The organism is Streptomyces sp. B21-105 (genome assembly GCF_036898465.1).
Lineage (GTDB): Bacteria > Actinomycetota > Actinomycetes > Streptomycetales > Streptomycetaceae > Streptomyces.
This window is the reverse complement of sequence record NZ_JARUMJ010000001.1, coordinates 5,452,430-5,470,070: the sequence shown is the minus strand read 5'-3', so window position 1 is coordinate 5,470,070 and position 17,641 is coordinate 5,452,430. Positions and strand designations below refer to the sequence as shown.

Here is a 17,641-nt window from a genome sequence, read left to right as displayed (position 1 = left end):
TCCGACCCCTTACAGCTTCATCAGGCTGGCGTCGTCGACCGAGGCCGAGTGGCGGGAACGGAACAGCGACACGATGATCGCGAGTCCGACCACGACTTCCGCGGCGGCGACGACCATCGTGAAGAAGGCGATGATCTGGCCGTCGAGGTTGCCGTGCATCCGGGAGAAGGCGACGAACGCGAGGTTGCAGGCGTTGAGCATCAGCTCGATGCACATGAAGACGACGATCGCGTTGCGCCTGATCAGCACGCCCGTGGCACCGATCGTGAACAACAGGGCCGCGAGATAGAGATAGTTGACGGGGTTCACTTCGACGCCTCCTCGGTCCGCCGGGAGTTCGGCCCCAGGCGGGGCGGCTCGACCGCGGCCCGCTCCAGGCGCTCCTCGGCGCGCTGGTCGAGGGCCTTGAGGTCGCTCAGCGCCTCGGCGGACACGTCCCTGATCTGACCGCGCTCACGCAGCGTCCTGCTGACCGTGAGCTCCGACGGGGTGCCGTCGGGCAGCAGGCCCTGGACGTCCACCGCGTTGTGCCGCGCGTACACGCCGGGGGCCGGCAGCGGCGGAACGTGCTTGCCCTCACGGACGCGCTGCTCGGCCAGCTCCCGCTGCGTCTTGGGCCGCTCTGTGCGCTCACGGTGGGTGAGCACCATGGCGCCCACGGCCGCCGTGATCAGCAGGGCGCCGGTGATCTCGAACGCGAAGACGTACTTCGTGAAGATGAGGGCGGCGAGACCCTCCACGTTGCCGTGCGCGTTCGCCTCGGTGAGGCCGTTGAACTCCGTCAGGGAGGCGTTGCCGATGCCGGCGATCAGCAGGACGCCGAAGCCGAGACCGCACAGGAGGGCCAGCCAGCGCTGCCCCTTGATGGTCTCCTTCAGCGAGTCCGCCGCGGTGACGCCGACGAGCATCACCACGAACAGGAAGAGCATCATGATCGCGCCGGTGTAGACCACGATCTGCACGATGCCCAGGAAGTAGGCGCCGTTGGCGAGGTAGAACACCGCCAGGACGATCATGGTGCCGGCGAGACAGAGCGCGCTGTGCACGGCCTTCTTCATGAAGACGGTGCACAGGGCGCCGATCACCGCGACCGTGCCGAGCACCCAGAACTGGAAGGCCTCGCCGGTCGAGGTGGCGTAGGCGGCGAGCTGCGCGCTCATCGGCCGACCACCTCCTCCGACGACGGCTCGCCCGCGCCGGACGTGGAGGCGGACTCCTGCGGGCTCTCGCCCTTGGAGACGGCCGTCTGGCGTTCCGTGCCCGGCGCGGCCTCCGTGACCAGACCCCGGTAGTAGTCCTGCTCGTCCGTGCCCGGGTAGATGGCGTGCGGCGAGTCGACCATGCCCTCGTCGAGACCGGCGAGCAGCTGCTCCTTGGTGTAGATCAGGTTGGCGCGGCTGGAGTCGGCCAGCTCGAACTCGTTCGTCATCGTCAACGCGCGCGTGGGACACGCCTCGATGCACAGGCCGCACAGGATGCAGCGGGCGTAGTTGATCTGGTAGACGCGGCCGTACCGCTCGCCCGGGGAGTAGCGCTCCTCGTCGGTGTTGTCCGCGCCCTCCACGTAGATGGCGTCGGCGGGGCAGGCCCAGGCGCACAGCTCACAGCCGACGCACTTCTCCAGGCCGTCCGGATGGCGGTTGAGCTGGTGCCGTCCGTGGAACCGGGGAGCTGTGGTCTTCTCCTGCTCCGGGTACTGCTCGGTCAGCCGCTTCTTGAACATGGCCTTGAAGGTCACGCCGAAGCCGGCCACGGGGTTCTGGAAACCGGGCTTGGTCTCCTTGGGCTCCTCAGCCATCGGACGCCTCCTTTCCATCCAGCGATCCGTCACTCACAGTGTCCACTCCACCACTGACAACGAGCTCCCGCTCCCGGCTCGGGCGCCGCCTCGGCACCGGCGGCAGCTCCTGCCCCGGCAGCGGCGGCACGGGGAATCCGCCCGCCATCGGGTCGAAGTCGGCAGGCTCGGCGGGGGCCTGCGCCTCCTTCCTCGCGTTGCGGAACATGTCCGCGACGAAGGAGAGCAACAGCAGGACCAGGACACCGCCGCACACGTAGAGGGCGATGTCGGCGAAGTCGTAGTTCTCGTTGCGCAGCGTCCGTACGGTCGCGACGAGCATCAGCCACGTCACCGAGACCGGGATCAGGACCTTCCAGCCGAGCTTCATCAGCTGGTCGTAGCGGACGCGGGGAAGCGTGCCGCGCAGCCAGATGAAGAAGAACAGCAGCAGCTGCACCTTGACGACGAACCAGAGCATCGGCCACCAGCCGTGGTTCGCGCCCTCCCAGAAGCCGCTGATCGGCCAGGGGGCGCGCCAGCCGCCGAGGAAGAGCGTGGTCGACACGGCGGAGACCGTCACCATGTTCACGTACTCGGCGAGCATGAACAGCGCGAACTTGATCGACGAGTACTCGGTGTTGAAGCCGCCGACCAGGTCGCCCTCGGACTCCGGCATGTCGAACGGGGCGCGGTTGGTCTCGCCCACCATCGTGATGATGTAGAGGATGAAGGAGACCGGCAGCAGGAGGATGTACCAGCGGTCCTGCTGCTGCTCGACGATCGTCGACGTCGACATCGACCCGGAGTAGAGGAACACCGAGGCGAACGCCGCGCCCATGGCGATCTCGTAGGAGATCATCTGCGCGCAGGACCGCAGGCCGCCCAGCAGCGGGTAGGTGGAGCCGGAGCTCCAGCCGGCCAGCACGATGCCGTAGATGCCGACGGAGGCGACCGCCAGGACGTAGAGCATCGCGATCGGCAGGTCGGTCAGCTGCATCGTGGTGCGCTGGCCGAAGATCGAGATCTCGTTGTCGGCCGGCCCGAAGGGGATCACCGCGATCGCCATGAAGGCCGGGATGGCCGCGACGATCGGCGCGAGGACGTACACCACCTTGTCCGCGCGTTTGACGACGAGGTCTTCCTTCAGCATCAGCTTCACGCCGTCGGCGAGCGACTGGAGCATGCCCCAGGGGCCGTGCCGGTTGGGGCCGATGCGCAGCTGCATCCAGGCGACGACCTTGCGCTCCCAGACGATGGAGAACAGCACGGTCACCATCAGGAAGGCGAAGCAGAAGACCGCCTTGACGACGACCAGCCACCAGGGGTCGCGGCCGAACATCGAGAGGTCTTCAGCGGCGAAGTACGGGCTCATGCCTCCACCTCCTTGGGGGCGTCGGCGGTGAGCGTCGCCGGGCCGATGCGTACGAGGGAGCCGGGCGTGGCTCCGGAGTCGGAGGCGACGCCCCGGCCGGTGGAGTTCAGCGGGAGCCAGACCACCCGGTCGGGCATCTCGGTGATCCGCAGCGGCAGCGCGACCGTTCCGGCGGGCCCGGTGACGGCGAGCAGGTCGCCGTCCTTGACGCCGGCCTCGGCGGCCGTGGCAGCCGACACGCGCGCGTGGGCCGCGTGCCGGGTCCCGGCGAGCGCCTCGTCGCCCTGCTGGAGGACGCCCTGGTCGAGCAGCAGACGATGCCCGGCGAGGACGGCCTCCCCGGCCGCGGGGCGCGGCAACTGCGCGGCCGGCTCCGTGGGATCGGCGGCGCCGGAGCCCTCCCAGGCCCCGAGCCGGTCGAGCTCCGCACGGGCGGTGCGCAGATCCGGCAGGCCGAGATGGACGTCCATGGCGTCGGCGAGCATCTGCAGCACGCGCGCGTCGGCAGGCGCCGCACGGCGGGCCATCTGGTCGGGCTTCAGGGCCGCCTCGAAGAAGCGGAGCCGGCCCTCCCAGTTGAGGAAGGTGCCTGGCTTCTCGGCGACCGCGGCCACCGGGAGGACGACGTCGGCGTGCTCGGTGACCTCGCCGGGCCGCAGCTCCAGCGACACCACGAAGCCGGCCTCGGCCAGCGCCTCACGCGCGCGTGCCGGGTCGGGCAGATCCGCGACCTCGACGCCCGCGACCAGCAACGCCTGTAGTTCGCCGGAGGCGGCGGCCTCGACGATCTGCCCGGTGTCCCGGCCGTAGCGATGCGGGAGTTCGGCCAGGCCCCAGGCCGCGGCGACCTCCTCACGCGCGCGGGGGTCGGTGGCCGGACGGCCGCCCGGCAGCAGCGACGGCAGGGCGCCCGCCTCGATCGCGCCCCGCTCCCCCGCCCGGCGCGGAATCCACACCAGCCGGGCACCGGTCGCCGAGGCGGCCCTCGCCGCGGCGGTGAGCCCGCCCGCCACCGCGGCCAGCCGTTCGCCGACGACGATCACCGCGCCCTCGGCCCGCAGCGCTTCCGCGGCCGTGCCGCCCGCGTCCGCCAGACCGACGCCGCTCGCCAGCGCGTCCAGCCACTCGGTCTCGGTGCCCGGAGCGGCCGGCAGCAGTGTGCCGCCCGCCTTCTCCAGACCTCGCGTGGCATGCGTGGCCAGCGAGAACACCCGCTGGCGGTGCCCCCGCCAGGCCTTGCGCAGCCGCAGAAAGACGCCGGGCGCCTCCTCCTCCGACTCGAACCCGACCAGCAGGACGGCGGGCGCCTTCTCCAGGGAGGAGTACGTGACGCCCGTGCCGTCGAGATCGCGGCCGCGGCCGGCGACGCGGGCGGCCAGGAAGTCGGCCTCCTCGCCGCTGTGCACCCGCGCGCGGAAGTCGATGTCGTTCGTGTCGAGCGCCACGCGCGCGAACTTGCTGTAGGCGTAGGCGTCCTCGACGGTGAGACGTCCGCCGGTCAGGACGCCGGTCCTGCCGCGCGACGCCAGCAGGCCCTGAGCCGCGATCTGCAGGGCCTCCGGCCAGGAAGCCGGTACGAGGTCCCCCTCGGCGTTGCGCACCAGAGGCGTGTCGAGCCGGTCCCGCGCTTGCGCGTACCGGAACGCGAAGCGCCCCTTGTCGCAGATCCACTCCTCGTTGACCTCGGGGTCGTCGGCGGCCAGCCGCCGCATCACCTTGCCGCGCCGGTGGTCGGTGCGGGTGGCGCAGCCGCCGGAGCAGTGCTCGCAGACCGACGGCGAGGAGACCAGGTCGAACGGCCGGGAGCGGAATCGGTACGCCGCCGAGGTCAGCGCGCCGACCGGGCAGATCTGGATGGTGTTGCCGGAGAAGTACGACTCGAAGGGGTCGCCCTCGCCGGTGCCGACCTGCTGCAGCGCGCCCCGCTCGAGCAGCTCGATCATCGGGTCGCCCGCCACCTGGTTCGAGAACCGGGTGCAGCGCGCGCACAGCACACACCGCTCCCGGTCGAGGAGCACCTGGGTGGAGATCGGGACGGGCTTCTCGTAGGTCCGCTTCCTGCCCTCGAAGCGGGACTCGGCCTGCCCGTGCGACATGGCCTGGTTCTGCAGGGGGCACTCGCCGCCCTTGTCGCAGACCGGGCAGTCGAGGGGGTGGTTGATGAGGAGGAGCTCCATCACACCGTGCTGCGCCTTCTCGGCGACCGGCGAGGTGAGGTGGGTCTTCACCACCATGCCGTCCGTGCACGTGATCGTGCAGGACGCCATCGGCTTGCGCTGGCCCTCGACGTCGACGATGCACTGGCGGCAGGCGCCTGCGGGGTCGAGGAGGGGATGGTCGCAGAAGCGGGGGATCTCGATGCCGAGCTGTTCGGCGGCCCGGATGACCAGGGTGCCCTTGGGCACGCTGATCTCGGCGCCGTCGATCGTCAACGTCACGAGATCTTCCGGCGGGACCGCCGCCTCGCCGCCTCCGGAGGGAGCGCTGGTGGTCACCGTCATGCGTTCACCTCCGTGTGCTTGTCCGCCCACGCCGTCGACTTGGCCGGGTCGAAGGGGCAGCCGCGGCCCGTGATGTGCTGCTCGTACTCCTCGCGGAAGTACTTGAGCGAGGAGAAGATCGGCGAGGCGGCACCGTCGCCGAGGGCGCAGAAGGACTTGCCGTTGATGTTGTCGGCGATGTCGTTCAGCTTGTCGAGATCGGACAGGGAGCCCTTGCCCGCCTCGATGTCACGCAGCAACTGCACGAGCCAGTACGTGCCTTCGCGGCACGGCGTGCACTTGCCGCAGGACTCGTGGGCGTAGAACTCGGTCCACCGGGTCACGGCACGCACGACGCAGGTCGTCTCGTCGAAGCACTGCAGGGCTTTCGTGCCGAGCATGGAACCCGCGGCCCCCACTCCTTCGTAGTCAAGAGGGACGTCGAGGTGCTCGTCGGTGAACATCGGCGTCGAGGAGCCGCCCGGCGTCCAGAACTTGAGCCGGTGCCCGGGTCGCATGCCGCCGCTCATCTCGAGGAGCTGGCGCAGGGTGATGCCGAGCGGCGCCTCGTACTGGCCGGGGCTCGCGACGTGGCCGCTGAGGGAGTAGAGCGTGAAGCCCGGGGACTTCTCGCTTCCCATCGACCTGAACCATTCCTTGCCCTTGTGCAGGATGGCGGGAACTGACGCGATCGACTCGACGTTATTCACCACAGTCGGGCACGCATAGAGGCCCGCGACCGCAGGAAAGGGGGGACGAAGCCGCGGTTGACCACGGCGGCCTTCGAGCGAGTCGAGCAGCGCGGTCTCCTCACCGCAGATGTACGCGCCGGCGCCGGCGTGCACGGTGAGCTGCAGGTCGAGTCCGCTGCCCAGGATGTTCTCGCCGAGATAGCCCGCCGCGTAGGCCTCGCGCACGGCCTCGTGCAACCGTCGCAGAACCGGAACGACTTCACCACGCAGATAGATGAAGGCATGAGACGACCTGATGGCGTAACACGCGATCACGATGCCCTCGATGAGGCTGTGCGGGTTCGCGAAGAGGAGCGGGATGTCCTTGCAGGTCCCGGGCTCCGATTCGTCGGCGTTGACAACTAGATAGTGCGGCTTTCCATCCCCTTGGGGAATGAACTGCCATTTCATACCCGTCGGGAATCCCGCGCCGCCTCGCCCGCGCAGACCGGAGTCCTTGACGAACGCGATCAGTTCGTCCGGCGACATGGCGAGCGCCTTGCGGAGGCCCTCGTATCCCTCGTGCCTTCGGTAGACGTCCAGGCTCCAGGACCTGTCCTCGTCCCAGAAGGCCGACAGCACGGGTGCGAGCAGCTTCTCGGGGCTGCCGCCTTTCAGCTCGGGTGCCAAGGTCATCACTCCCCCTCCTCGGCGGTAGGCCCTGCCGGGTGAGCCGGGTCGGAGGCCGACGTGTCCTGCGGCGCGTCGTGCGAACTCAGGTGCTCGGTGGGCGACGGCTCGTGGACGGCCCGGTCCCGCGGCTCGTCGTGCGGCCCGCCGTCACGCGGGTGGACCACGCGCGCGGATGCGGTCTCTCCCTTTGCCAGGCGAAGACCCACCAGCGACGCCGGTCCCGCGCTGCCGCTCGCCTCGACGGCCCCCTCCCGCTCGTCGGGGAAGCCCGCCAGGATGCGGGCGGTCTCCTTGAAGGAGCAGAGCGGCGCCCCGCGCGTCGGGGACACCGTGCGACCGCTCCGCAGGTCGTCCACCAGGCGCTTAGCGCTCTGGACGGTCTGGTTGTCGAAGAACTCCCAGTTGACCATCACGACCGGCGCGAAGTCGCAGGCCGCGTTGCACTCGATGTGCTCCAGAGTGATCTTTTTGTCGTCGGTGGTCCCACCGTTGCCGACACCCAGGTACTCCTGGAGCTCATCGAAGATCGCGTCGCCGCCCATCACCGCACACAGCGTGTTGGTGCAGACACCCACCTGGTAGTCGCCGCTGGGGCCGCGCCGGTACATCGTGTAGAAGGTGGCGACCGCGGTGACCTCGGCGGTGGTGAGGTCCAGCACGTCGGCGCAGAAGCGCATCCCGGTGCGCGTGACGTGCCCCTCCTCCGACTGCACGAGGTGCAGCAACGGCAGGAGCGCGGACCGGGAGTCGGGGTAGCGGGCGATGATCTCGCGCGCGTCCGCCTCCAGCCGGGCTCGGACGTCGTCCGGGTAGGCGGGTGCGGGCAGTTCGGGCATGCCCAGGCTGACGCCCCGCTCGGAAGAAGAGGTGGTCACCGGTCGACGCCTCCCATCACGGGATCGATGGACGCGACGGCGACGATGACGTCGGCGACCTGGCCGCCCTCGCACATCGCCGCCATGGCTTGCAGGTTGGTGAAGGACGGGTCCCGGAAGTGGACCCGGTAGGGGCGGGTGCCTCCGTCGGAGACGACGTGCACCCCGAGCTCGCCCTTGGGCGACTCGACCGCCGAGTACGCCTGGCCCGGCGGCACGCGGAAGCCCTCGGTGACCAGCTTGAAGTGGTGGATCAGGGCCTCCATGGACGTGCCCATGATCTTCTTGATGTGGTCGAGGGAGTTGCCGAGACCGTCGGGGCCCAGTGCCAGCTGGGCCGGCCAGGCGATCTTCCGGTCGGCGACCATGACCGGACCGGGCTGCAGCCGGTCCAGGCACTGCTCGACGATCCTGAGCGACTGGCGCATCTCTTCCAGACGGATCAGGAAGCGGCCGTAGGAGTCGCAGGAGTCGGCGGTCGGGACGTCGAAGTCGTACGTCTCGTAGTCGCAGTAGGGCTGGGTCTTGCGCAGGTCGTGCGGCAGGCCGGTGGAGCGCAGGATCGGGCCGGTGGCGCCGAGGGCCATGCAGCCGGCCAGGTCGAGATAGCCGACGTCCTGCATGCGGGCCTTGAAGATGGGGTTCCCGGTGGCGAGCTTGTCGTACTCGGGGAGGTTCTTCTTCATCTTCTTCACGAACTCGCGGATCTGGTCCACCGCGCCCGGTGGCAGGTCCTGGGCGAGTCCGCCGGGGCGGATGTACGCGTGGTTCATCCGCAGGCCCGTGATGAGCTCGTAGATGTCGAGAATCATTTCACGATCACGGAATCCGTAGATCATGATCGTGGTGGCGCCGAGCTCCATGCCGCCCGTGGCGATGCACACCAGGTGCGACGACATCCGGTTCAGCTCCATCAGGAGCACCCTGATGATCTTGGCTCGCTCGGTGATCTGGTCCTCGATGCCGAGGAGTTTCTCGACGGCGAGACAGTAGGCGGTCTCGTTGAAGAAGGACGTCAGGTAGTCCATGCGCGTCACGAACGTGGTGCCCTGCGTCCACGTGCGGTACTCGAGGTTCTTCTCGATGCCGGTGTGGAGGTAGCCGATGCCGCAGCGGGCCTCGGTGACCGTCTCGCCCTCGATCTCCAGGATGAGGCGGAGCACCCCGTGGGTGGAGGGGTGCTGGGGGCCCATGTTGACGACGATGCGCTCGTCGTCGGCGCGGGCCGCGGACTGGACGACCTCGTCCCAGTCGCCGCCGGTGACCGTGTATACGGTGCCCTCTGTGGTCTCGCGCGCCGAGGCGGACGCGGCTGATGACTGCGTGCTCACGAGTACGACCTCCGCTGGTCCGGAGCCGGGATCTGGGCGCCCTTGTACTCGACGGGGATGCCGCCGAGGGGATAGTCCTTGCGCTGCGGATGGCCCGGCCAGTCGTCCGGCATCATGATCCGCGTCAGGGCCGGGTGGCCGTCGAAGACGATCCCGAAGAAGTCGTACGTCTCGCGTTCGTGCCAGTCGTTGGTGGGATACACGGGGACCAGGGACGGGATGCGCGGGTCGGCGTCCGGGGCGCTGACCTCCAGGCGGATCAGCCGGTTGTGGGTGATCGAGCGCAGGTGGTAGACGGCGTGCAGTTCGCGCCCCTTGTCATGCAGGTAGTGCACGCCGCTGACGCCGGTGCAGAGTTCGAAGCGCAGGGCGGGGTCGTCGCGCAGGGTGCGGGCGACGCGTGGCAGGTGCTCGCGCTCGATGTGGAAGGTGAGCTCGTCGCGGTCGACGACCGTCTTCTCGATCGCGTTCGCGGGGAGGAGGCCCTGCTCCTCCAGTGCGCCCTCCAGCTCGTCGGCGACCTCGTCGAACCAGCCGCCGTAGGGCCGGCTCGCCGCCCCCGGGAGCCGGATCGAGCGGACCAGGCCGCCGTATCCGGAGGTGTCGCCGCCGTTGTCGGCGCCGAACATGCCGCGCTGGACGCGGACCTCCTCCCCGCCCTGGCCGCGCTGGCCCGGGAGGTTGGAGGCGGAGAGGTCCTTCTCGGGGTTCACCCCGTCCGAGGAACCGTTCACCCCGTTCGAGGAGCCGTTCGCGCCGTGGGCGCCGTTCTCGTCGCTCACCGCAGCAGCCCCTTCATCTCGATCATGGGCAGGGCCTTCAGCGCCGCTTCCTCCGCCTCGCGGGCCGCCTCTTCGGCGTTCACGCCCAGCTTGGAGTTCTGGATCTTGTGATGGAGCTTGAGAATCGCGTCCATCAGCATCTCGGGCCGCGGCGGGCAGCCCGGAAGGTAGATGTCGACGGGCACGATGTGATCGACGCCCTGGACGATCGCGTAGTTGTTGAACATGCCGCCGGAGGATGCGCAGACGCCCATGGAGATGACCCACTTGGGAGCGGGCATCTGGTCGTAGACCTGGCGGAGCACCGGCGCCATCTTCTGGCTCACCCGGCCGGCGACGATCATCAGGTCCGCCTGGCGGGGCGAGCCGCGGAAGACCTCCATGCCGAAGCGCGCCAGGTCGTAGCGGCCTGCGCCGGTCGTCATCATTTCGATGGCGCAGCAGGCCAGACCGAACGTGGCGGGGAAGACGGACGCCTTGCGCACCCAGCCCGCGGCCTGCTCGACGGTGGTCAGCAGGAAGCCGCTCGGCAGCTTTTCTTCGAGTCCCATGACTTAAAGGCCCCTCAGTCCCATTCCAGGCCGCCGCGGCGCCACACGTACGCGTACGCCACGAAGACGGTGAGCACGAAGAGCAGCATCTCCACGAGCCCGAAGACACCCAGGGCGTCGAAGGTGACGGCCCAGGGGTAGAGGAAGACGATCTCGATGTCGAAGACGATGAAGAGCATCGCCGTCAGGTAGTACTTGATGGGGAAGCGCCCGCCGCCGGCCGGCGTGGGGGTCGGCTCGATACCGCACTCATAGGCCTCGAGCTTGGCGCGGTTGTACCGCTTCGGCCCGATCAGCGTGGCCATGACCACGGAGAAGATCGCAAAGCCTGCCCCGAGGGCTCCCAGTACGAGGATGGGCGCATACGCGTTCACCGCTCCTCGCTCCTCTCAGTCGGCACTGACTGCTGGCGATGACATCGGACTCCCACCTGGCCCGCAGGCCCGCGAACACCGCCCGTCCAGACGAAGATCGCGAACATGTGAAGCAGGTCACAAGCCCAACTGCCTCGCATCCTATGCCCGCCGCTCTGTGATCTGCGACACGGGGTATTACACAAGCTTTGTGATCTCCACCACCTGACGAACGATCATGAAATCGTATCAGCGGTGATCTTCGCACGCGAAGCGTCAGAGTGATCACAAGAAGTGACATTTACGCTCGTCACCGCAGGCCGCAGAGGCGTCTCCATATCAAGAAGCTTCCCTTGCATGCAAATTGGAGATGGATGCAGAGTGCTGATAGAGGACCGCGTTCACACATCAGAGGGAGGGTCGGGCCGGATGTGGACGTGTGCACGCGTTCACGAGCGGAAGCCGTCCTGCCGCCAGGCGCGAGACGCAGCCGTCTCGGTAACCGTTCCGTGACCTCCGCCACATCCGCGAGGGGCGCTCAGGAGCGGGGCTTGGCCAACTGTCGCGACCGATGGTAGGCGCGGGGCAATTCGGGCGTAAATACGAAACACCATGATCACAGGCTTGATCACGTGCGTCCGCAATGTCCGTTACGGCGTCAATAAAGAACCCGAGGCGGGGAATTTGGGGCGTCCGTTGAACAACTGTGGCGCAGCACACGTTTCTTGAAGGTATGGAGGAGCCCCTGATACCGGTTGTACCCATGTCCCTCACCGCTCACATACGCAGCCACCGGAAACCCCGCCGCAGCGCGTCGACGATCGCGATGCGGGCCGGAGTCGCCAGTGGTGTTCTCGGCACGCTGGCCGTCGGCACAGCAGCCGGCTCGGCCAACGCCGCCGAGCCGGTGACGCAGACGCTCGAACTGCCCGTGCTCACCGGCGACCTGGCCGCCCAGGTCGCGCAGTCCGCCCAGGCCACGCAGCAGGCCGCGGCGAACTACCAGCTGCACGCCGAGCGTGACGCGGCCGCCGCGGCCGCAGCCAAGGAGGCCAAGAAGGACCTCGCCGACGCCAAGGCCGCGGCGAAGAAGAAGGCCGAGGCCGCCCGTAAGGCCGCCGCCGAGCGTGCCACGCGCAACGCGGAGCGGACCACGCTCTCCACGACGGCGAGCAGCGGCAGCAGCTACAGCAGCACGAGCGGCTCCACGGCGACCGGTTCGGCCGCGGCCGTCATCGCCTTCGTGAAGGCGCAGATCGGTGACGCCTACGTCTCCGGCGGAACCGGCCCCAACTCCTGGGACTGCTCGGGCCTGATGCAGACCGCCTTCAAGCAGGTCGGCATCGACCTGCCGCGCGTCTCGCAGGACCAGTCGACCGTCGGCACCCAGGTGTCCCTGGACAACCTGCAGCCCGGCGACATCCTCTACTGGGGCAAAGCGGGCAGCGCTTACCACGTGGCGGTCTACGTCGGCGACGGCATGTTCGTCGGTGCGCAGAACCCGTCCACCGGCGTGGCCGAGAAGCCTCTGTCGTACGACCCGCCGAGCGGTGCGGTGAGGGTCCTCTGACCGCCCCCGGGCGCCTCTGAAAGCGCCTCACGCACGCAAGGGCCGCAGCCGCTCGGGGGCAGCGGCCCTTCGGGCTCTCTCCGGCACTCCGACTCTCCGGGCGTTCCGGACCCTTCGGGCGTTCCTGGCCCTCCGGGCTTTCCTGACCCTTCGGGCTCTTCGGGCGTGCTCGGCCCTGACGCGGGGCGGGCGGGCGGCTCGTCACCGTGCGCCACCGCGAAGGCAGGTCTCGCCGGCCGCCCAGCGGCCGTCGGGCTGCGGCTGTTCGTTCACGCCCGACACAGGGGCGAAGATGCCCGACATGTCGGGCACTTCATCATCGGGCCGACCGGCGGGAAGCAGTCTTCGCGCGTCGGCCGCCGAACGGCGGGCCCTCACCGCGTGGGCGGGCCCGCCGGGCTCACCGGTCGGGTCAGGCCTTGGGAGCCACCTTGCTCAGGCCGTTGATGATGCGGTCCATCGCGTCGCCGCCCGTGGGGTCCGTCAGGTTGGCGAGCATCTTCAGCGTGAACTTCATCAGCATCGGGTGGGTCAGGCCGCGCTGGGCCGCGATCTTCATGACCTTCGGGTTGCCGATGAGCTTCACGAAGGCGCGGCCGAGCGTGTAGTAGCCGCCGTAGGTGTCCGCGAGGATCTGCGGGTACCGCTGCAGGGCGAGTTCGCGCTGGCCGGGGGTGGCGCGGGCGTGGGCCTGCACGATGACGTCGGCGGCGAGCTGCCCCGACTCCATGGCGTAGGCGATGCCCTCGCCGTTGAACGGGTTCACCAGGCCCCCGGCGTCGCCGACCAGCAGCAGGCCCTTGGTGTAGTGGGGCTTGCGGTTGAAGGCCATGGGGAGGGCGGCGCCGCGGATCGGGCCGGTCATGTTTTCGGGGGTGTAGCCCCAGTCCTCCGGCATGGACGCGCACCAGGCCTTGAGGACCTCGCGCCAGTCCAGCTCCTTGAAGGAGTCGGAGGTGTTGAGCACGCCGAGGCCGACGTTCGACGTCCCGTCGCCCATGCCGAAGATCCAGCCGTAGCCGGGCAGCAGTCGGTCCTCGCCGGGACCGCGGCGGTCCCACAGCTCCAGCCAGGACTCCAGGTAGTCGTCCTCGTGGCGCGGGGAGGTGAAGTAGGTGCGGACGGCCACGCCCATGGGGCGGTCCTCGCGGCGGTGCAGGCCCATCGCCAGCGAGAGACGGGTGGAGTTGCCGTCGGCGGCGACCACGAGCGGGGCGTGGAAGGTGACTTCGCGCTTCTCCTCCCCCAGCTTGGCGTGCACGCCGGTGATGCGGCCGGTGCGGTCGTCGACGATCGGGGCGCCGACGTTGCAGCGCTCGTGGAGGCGGGCGCCCGCCTTCTGGGCCTGGCGGGCGAGCTGCTCGTCGAAGTCGTCACGCTTGCGGACGAGCCCGTAGTCGGGAAAGGAGGCCAGATCGGGCCAGTCCAGCTGGAGGCGGACGCCGCCGCCGATGATGCGCAGGCCCTTGTTGCGCAGCCAGCCTGCCTCCTCGGAGATGTCGATGCCCATGGCCACCAGCTGCTTGGTGGCGCGCGGGGTGAGTCCGTCGCCGCAGACCTTCTCGCGGGGGAACTCGGTCTTCTCGAGGAGGAGTACGTCGAGTCCGGCCTTGGCGAGGTAGTAGGCGGTCGTGGAGCCGGCCGGTCCCGCGCCGACGACGATGACGTCGGCGGTGTTCGCGGTGAAGGGCTCGGAGTGGGGCTCGGTCACGGCGGTCACGGCGGGATCTCCCCAAGTTCGGAATCTGCGTGCCGACCGGCACTGGACACGGGCAGTCTATTCAGCAGAATTGATCACCTGGCTGAAGGGGCTGCCCCGTGAACCGAGCTCTCCCCGTAGTACGGCTGCGCGTCCCCACGGACGAGGACGCGGTCGCCTGGCACCGGGCCTTCGACGATCCGGACGTCATGGAGTTCCACGGCGGGAGATCCGCGGAGCTCTCGGTCTACGAGGAGCTCACCGCCCGCCAGCGCCGGCACGACGCCGAGTACGGCTTCTGCCTGTGGACGATGCTGGACGCGGACGACCGGGTCATCGGCTTCACCGGCGCCCAGCCGTGGCCGCGGGATTGGGGTCCCCGGGGCGAGATCGAGATCGGGTGGCGGCTCGGGCGGGAGCACTGGGGTCGCGGGTATGCGACGGTGGCCGCCCGGACGACGCTGGAGCGGGTGCGGGCGGCCGGGGTGCCGGAGGTGGTGGCCATGGTCGACGCGGCCAACAAGCGGTCCATCGCCGTCGCCGAGCGGCTGGGGATGCGGCTCGCGGAGGTGTACCCGAGGCCCGGGTCGACGCGGCAGGCGCGCTGCTACCGCCTGGCCTGGTGACGATTTCGGTGACTCCATGTGGTCGTCGACTACGGAAAGACACCTGACGCTTCCGGACAGCACCCCCGGGCGGTTACCCTTCCAGTACCGCTGGGGGTGACATCTGTGCTCATACCACCCAAAACACCCGAAGTGCGCGTGCCCAGGTTCGTCGGCCTGATGGCCGTCGACGCGCGCGAGGCGGCTGCGGCGCGGGGTGTGCTGCTGGCCGCACCGGACCGGCCCGACTTCCACCGCGCGGTCGTCGACTACGTCGTACGGCAGTACCCGCCACCCGGTGTCGAGGTGCCGCTGGGCGCGGTCGTCACGGTGTGGTTCGAGTTCCGCGAAGGGGAGGGCGGCGGAGGCGCGGGTGTGCGCGAACCGCGCGTGCCGCGACCGGGCGGGGGCGGCCTGGAGCGCGAGCTGGACCGGCCGAAGGACCCCCTCGCAGGCGATCACCCGATGACGGCTGTCACCGGGTGACAGCGATGGTGGTCCTCACGCCTCTTTGAAGCCCCGGTGCAGGGTCACCACGCCGCCCGTCAGGTTCCGCCAGGCGACCTTCGACCAGCCCGCCTTGCGCAGGTGCTCGGCGAGGGCGGCCTGGTCGGGCCAGGCGCGGATGGATTCGGCGAGGTAGACGTAGGCGTCCGGGTTCGAGGAGACCGCGCGGGCGACGGGGGGCAGGGCGCGCATCAGGTACTCGGTGTAGACGGTGCGGAAGGGCGCCCAGGTGGGGTGCGAGAACTCGCAGATCACGACGCGCCCGCCGGGCCTGGTCACCCGGTGCATCTCGCGCAGGGCCGCGTCGAAGTCCTGCACGTTGCGCAGGCCGAAGGAGATGGTGACGGCGTCGAACGAGTCGTCCTTGAAGGGCAGCTTCGTCGCGTCCCCGGCGGTGAACGGCAGCCAGGCGTGGTTCCTCTTGCCGACCTGGAGCATGCCGAGGGAGAAGTCGCAGGGGACGACGTAGGCGCCGGTCTGCGCGAACGGGAGGGAGGAGGTGGCCGTGCCGGCGGCGAGGTCCAGGACCTTCTGCGCCGGGCGGGCGTCGACCGCCTTCGCGACCTCCTTGCGCCACCGCCGGTCCTGTCCGAGCGACAGGACGTCGTTGGTCAGGTCGTACCGTTCCGCCACGCGGTCGAACATCGAGGCGACTTCGTGGGGCTGCTTGTTCAGGGAAGCACGGGTCACCCGGTCATTGTGTCAGCCCCTCCCCCGTCGGCTCACGGCAGGAGCCTCGCGTCGGCTCACGTCAGGAGCCTCGGCTTCGTGTGCGCCGCCACGTCCTCGGCCCATCCGCACAGCAGCACGAAGACGCCGATCAGCCGGCGAATCCGATGCCGAAGTCGGCTGAGGCGTCGTCACGTTTGCGGCTGCGACGGTTGCCGCGAGCGGCGGCACGGATTTCGACGGCAGGCTCGGATTGCATTCACCGGATATCAGGGAGCCATTATGCGGGGCAAACTCTGCGCCGCATATGAGAGACCCATGAGAAGCACCCGAGCCTGTCACCCACCTGAGAGAAATATGAAATCTCTGCGCAACCCCGATCCTTCATGGGAGGGTTGATGACCCCTTTTGGTCGGATGAATATCATGTTTGCGCGCCTGCATCCCTGAACTGACTGTGTGCCCACTGTTCCCGCGCGATCCGCCCAGATGTGAGACATTCCCAATTCGGGAACGCACATTGTTTCCGTCCCAGGCAGAAATCAAGAAAGCGGGTGCTTGCGCAATGAGGAGTCTCCTGGTGCTGCCGACGGCCGGGGTCGCCTGCCTGTTCGCCGCCCTGGCGTTGGCGGGATGCTCCGCGGATTCCGGCGACCCGTCGGCCGCGGCACACGGTGGCACCGGCCGGGCCGACGGACCGTCCGCGAGCGCCTCGCGGTGGACGAGCGCCGAGGCGTCCGGCACCGGCACCGGCTACGCGCCCTACGTGAGCGCGGTCGAGGCTTCCGGCAACGATTCCGCCGGCGCCCCGACGACGTACAACCTGGCGTTCGTCATCGCCGACGGCCGCGACTGCACGCCGAAGTGGAACGGCGTCGACGCGATCCGGGACAAGGCGGTGAAGTCCCGTATCTCGGCGCTGACGAAGACGGGCTCCACGGTGCGCGTCTCCTTCGGCGGAGCCTCCGGCACGGAACTCGCGGCGGCGTGCGACAGCGCGTCGGCCCTCGCGAAGGCGTACGGCGACGCGCTCGACGCGGCCGGCTCCACACAGGCCGACTTCGACGTCGAGGGCGACGAACTGACCGACTCCGGCTCGGTCGCCAGGCGCTCCGCGGCGATCGCGGCACTGCAGAAGGAGCGCCCCGGTCTGGAGGTCACCTTCACGCTTCCGGTGATGCCCTCGGGGCTGGATTCCGACGGCTTGGCGCTGCTGGCGTCCGCGAACAAATACGACGTCCAGGTCTCCACCGTCAACCTCATGACGATGAATTACAGCGAGTCGCACTCCGGTGACATGGGCGGATACGCGATCACTTCGGCGACGGCCGCGCAGGCCCAGCTGAAGAAGGTCTTCGGGACGGACGATTCGACCGCGTGGCGGGGAATGGCGCTGACGTCGATGATCGGCACGAACGACGTCGCCAACGAGACGTTCACGCTCGCCGACGCGGTCCAGGTGCGGACGTTCGCCGAGGAGAAGGGCATCGCCTGGGTGTCGATGTGGGCGACGTTCCGGGACCGGCAGTGCGCCGCCGGGACGGACAGGGATGACGCGCTGAGCAATTGCAGTGGGGTGTCGCAGAGTTCGGGGGCCTTCGCGGATGCCTTCTCGGGGTAGGGGGCGGGGGTCCGTAGTGCGCCGAGGGTCTGCGGTGCGCCGGTGCAGGTGCGTTGTGGCTGGTCGCGCGGTTCCCCGCACCC

The 17,641-nt window shown here is 69.2% G+C and carries 17 protein-coding genes; 4 read left to right on the top strand and 13 right to left on the bottom strand.

Features of this window, described 5'->3' with window-relative positions:
- Nucleotides 1-9: 9 nt before the first annotated feature.
- The 11 genes from nuoK to QA802_RS24640 are packed head-to-tail and all read right to left on the bottom strand — an operon-like array spanning nucleotide 10 to nucleotide 10,909.
- Nucleotides 10-309: an NADH-quinone oxidoreductase subunit NuoK gene (gene nuoK, locus QA802_RS24690; RefSeq protein ID WP_003974374.1), complete on the bottom strand. Its 300-nt coding sequence runs from the start codon at nucleotides 307-309 to the stop codon at nucleotides 10-12.
- Entirely contained in the window at nucleotides 306-1,160 is an 855-nt protein-coding gene (locus QA802_RS24685) for an NADH-quinone oxidoreductase subunit J (RefSeq protein WP_319164219.1), read from the bottom strand. The genes nuoK and QA802_RS24685 overlap by 4 nt, the downstream gene beginning before the upstream one ends.
- The gene (nuoI, locus tag QA802_RS24680) at nucleotides 1,157-1,798 is read right to left on the bottom strand and encodes an NADH-quinone oxidoreductase subunit NuoI (RefSeq protein ID WP_319164218.1); all 642 of its coding nucleotides are present in this window, start codon (nucleotides 1,796-1,798) and stop codon (nucleotides 1,157-1,159) included. The genes QA802_RS24685 and nuoI overlap by 4 nt, the downstream gene beginning before the upstream one ends.
- Nucleotides 1,791-3,152, bottom strand: a complete 1,362-nt coding sequence (gene nuoH / locus QA802_RS24675) for an NADH-quinone oxidoreductase subunit NuoH (protein ID WP_334526670.1) — start codon at nucleotides 3,150-3,152, stop codon at nucleotides 1,791-1,793. Before nuoH ends, nuoI begins: the two co-directional genes overlap by 8 nt.
- The gene (locus tag QA802_RS24670) at nucleotides 3,149-5,653 is read right to left on the bottom strand and encodes an NADH-quinone oxidoreductase subunit G (RefSeq protein WP_334526667.1); all 2,505 of its coding nucleotides are present in this window, start codon (nucleotides 5,651-5,653) and stop codon (nucleotides 3,149-3,151) included. The genes nuoH and QA802_RS24670 overlap by 4 nt, the downstream gene beginning before the upstream one ends.
- A complete protein-coding gene (gene nuoF / locus QA802_RS24665) occupies nucleotides 5,650-7,002 on the bottom strand; it encodes an NADH-quinone oxidoreductase subunit NuoF (protein WP_319164215.1) in 1,353 nt (450 codons plus the stop codon). The genes QA802_RS24670 and nuoF overlap by 4 nt, the downstream gene beginning before the upstream one ends.
- The gene (gene nuoE, locus QA802_RS24660) at nucleotides 6,999-7,871 is read right to left on the bottom strand and encodes an NADH-quinone oxidoreductase subunit NuoE (RefSeq protein ID WP_334526662.1); all 873 of its coding nucleotides are present in this window, start codon (nucleotides 7,869-7,871) and stop codon (nucleotides 6,999-7,001) included. Before nuoE ends, nuoF begins: the two co-directional genes overlap by 4 nt.
- Nucleotides 7,868-9,202, bottom strand: a complete 1,335-nt coding sequence (locus QA802_RS24655) for an NADH-quinone oxidoreductase subunit D (RefSeq protein ID WP_334526659.1) — start codon at nucleotides 9,200-9,202, stop codon at nucleotides 7,868-7,870. Before QA802_RS24655 ends, nuoE begins: the two co-directional genes overlap by 4 nt.
- Nucleotides 9,199-9,984 carry an NADH-quinone oxidoreductase subunit C gene (locus tag QA802_RS24650; protein WP_334526656.1) on the bottom strand — a complete coding sequence of 262 codons (786 nt, stop codon included), beginning with the start codon at nucleotides 9,982-9,984 and terminating at the stop codon, nucleotides 9,199-9,201. Before QA802_RS24650 ends, QA802_RS24655 begins: the two co-directional genes overlap by 4 nt.
- On the bottom strand, nucleotides 9,981-10,535 hold the full coding sequence (locus QA802_RS24645) for a NuoB/complex I 20 kDa subunit family protein (RefSeq protein WP_057584832.1): 555 nt from the start codon (nucleotides 10,533-10,535) through the stop codon (nucleotides 9,981-9,983). The genes QA802_RS24650 and QA802_RS24645 overlap by 4 nt, the downstream gene beginning before the upstream one ends.
- Before the next feature lie 14 nt (nucleotides 10,536-10,549).
- Complete coding sequence (locus tag QA802_RS24640; RefSeq protein WP_007383963.1) at nucleotides 10,550-10,909, bottom strand: NADH-quinone oxidoreductase subunit A; 360 nt, start codon at nucleotides 10,907-10,909, stop codon at nucleotides 10,550-10,552.
- A 742-nt stretch (nucleotides 10,910-11,651) separates the two neighbouring features.
- Here QA802_RS24640 and QA802_RS24635 point away from each other — a divergent pair.
- The gene (locus tag QA802_RS24635) at nucleotides 11,652-12,458 is read left to right on the top strand and encodes a C40 family peptidase (RefSeq protein WP_334526653.1); all 807 of its coding nucleotides are present in this window, start codon (nucleotides 11,652-11,654) and stop codon (nucleotides 12,456-12,458) included.
- Between the two features lie 412 nt (nucleotides 12,459-12,870).
- On the opposite strand, the gene QA802_RS24630 is transcribed toward QA802_RS24635, so the two are convergent.
- Nucleotides 12,871-14,178, bottom strand: a complete 1,308-nt coding sequence (locus QA802_RS24630) for a geranylgeranyl reductase family protein (RefSeq protein ID WP_306949838.1) — start codon at nucleotides 14,176-14,178, stop codon at nucleotides 12,871-12,873.
- 98 nt (nucleotides 14,179-14,276) lie between these two features.
- Between QA802_RS24630 and QA802_RS24625 the strand changes: the two genes are divergently transcribed.
- Entirely contained in the window at nucleotides 14,277-14,783 is a 507-nt protein-coding gene (locus QA802_RS24625) for a GNAT family N-acetyltransferase (RefSeq protein ID WP_334526648.1), read from the top strand.
- A 132-nt stretch (nucleotides 14,784-14,915) separates the two neighbouring features.
- Nucleotides 14,916-15,248 (top strand): PASTA domain-containing protein, encoded by a 333-nt coding sequence (locus QA802_RS24620; RefSeq protein WP_334526645.1) that lies wholly within the window; start codon nucleotides 14,916-14,918, stop codon nucleotides 15,246-15,248.
- Nucleotides 15,249-15,263: 15 nt separating this feature from the next.
- Here the strand turns inward: QA802_RS24620 and QA802_RS24615 are convergent, their stop codons facing one another.
- Nucleotides 15,264-15,959 (bottom strand): demethylmenaquinone methyltransferase, encoded by a 696-nt coding sequence (locus tag QA802_RS24615; protein ID WP_319164208.1) that lies wholly within the window; start codon nucleotides 15,957-15,959, stop codon nucleotides 15,264-15,266.
- 543 nt (nucleotides 15,960-16,502) lie between these two features.
- On the opposite strand from QA802_RS24615, the gene QA802_RS24610 reads away from it, so the two are divergent.
- Nucleotides 16,503-17,558, top strand: a complete 1,056-nt coding sequence (locus QA802_RS24610) for a chitinase (RefSeq protein WP_334526640.1) — start codon at nucleotides 16,503-16,505, stop codon at nucleotides 17,556-17,558.
- The last annotated feature ends 83 nt before the right edge of the window (nucleotides 17,559-17,641 follow it).

Coding starts and splice junctions, on each gene's coding strand:
- QA802_RS24685 (WP_319164219.1), bottom strand. CDS start 1,160: ATGAGCGCGCAGCTCGCCGCCTACGCCACCTCGACCGGCGAGGCCTTC.
- nuoI (WP_319164218.1), bottom strand. CDS start 1,798: ATGGCTGAGGAGCCCAAGGAGACCAAGCCCGGTTTCCAGAACCCCGTG.
- nuoH (WP_334526670.1), bottom strand. CDS start 3,152: ATGAGCCCGTACTTCGCCGCTGAAGACCTCTCGATGTTCGGCCGCGAC.
- QA802_RS24670 (WP_334526667.1), bottom strand. CDS start 5,653: ATGACGGTGACCACCAGCGCTCCCTCCGGAGGCGGCGAGGCGGCGGTC.
- QA802_RS24645 (WP_057584832.1), bottom strand. CDS start 10,535: ATGGGACTCGAAGAAAAGCTGCCGAGCGGCTTCCTGCTGACCACCGTC.
- QA802_RS24635 (WP_334526653.1), top strand. CDS start 11,652: ATGTCCCTCACCGCTCACATACGCAGCCACCGGAAACCCCGCCGCAGC.
- QA802_RS24610 (WP_334526640.1), top strand. CDS start 16,503: ATGAGGAGTCTCCTGGTGCTGCCGACGGCCGGGGTCGCCTGCCTGTTC.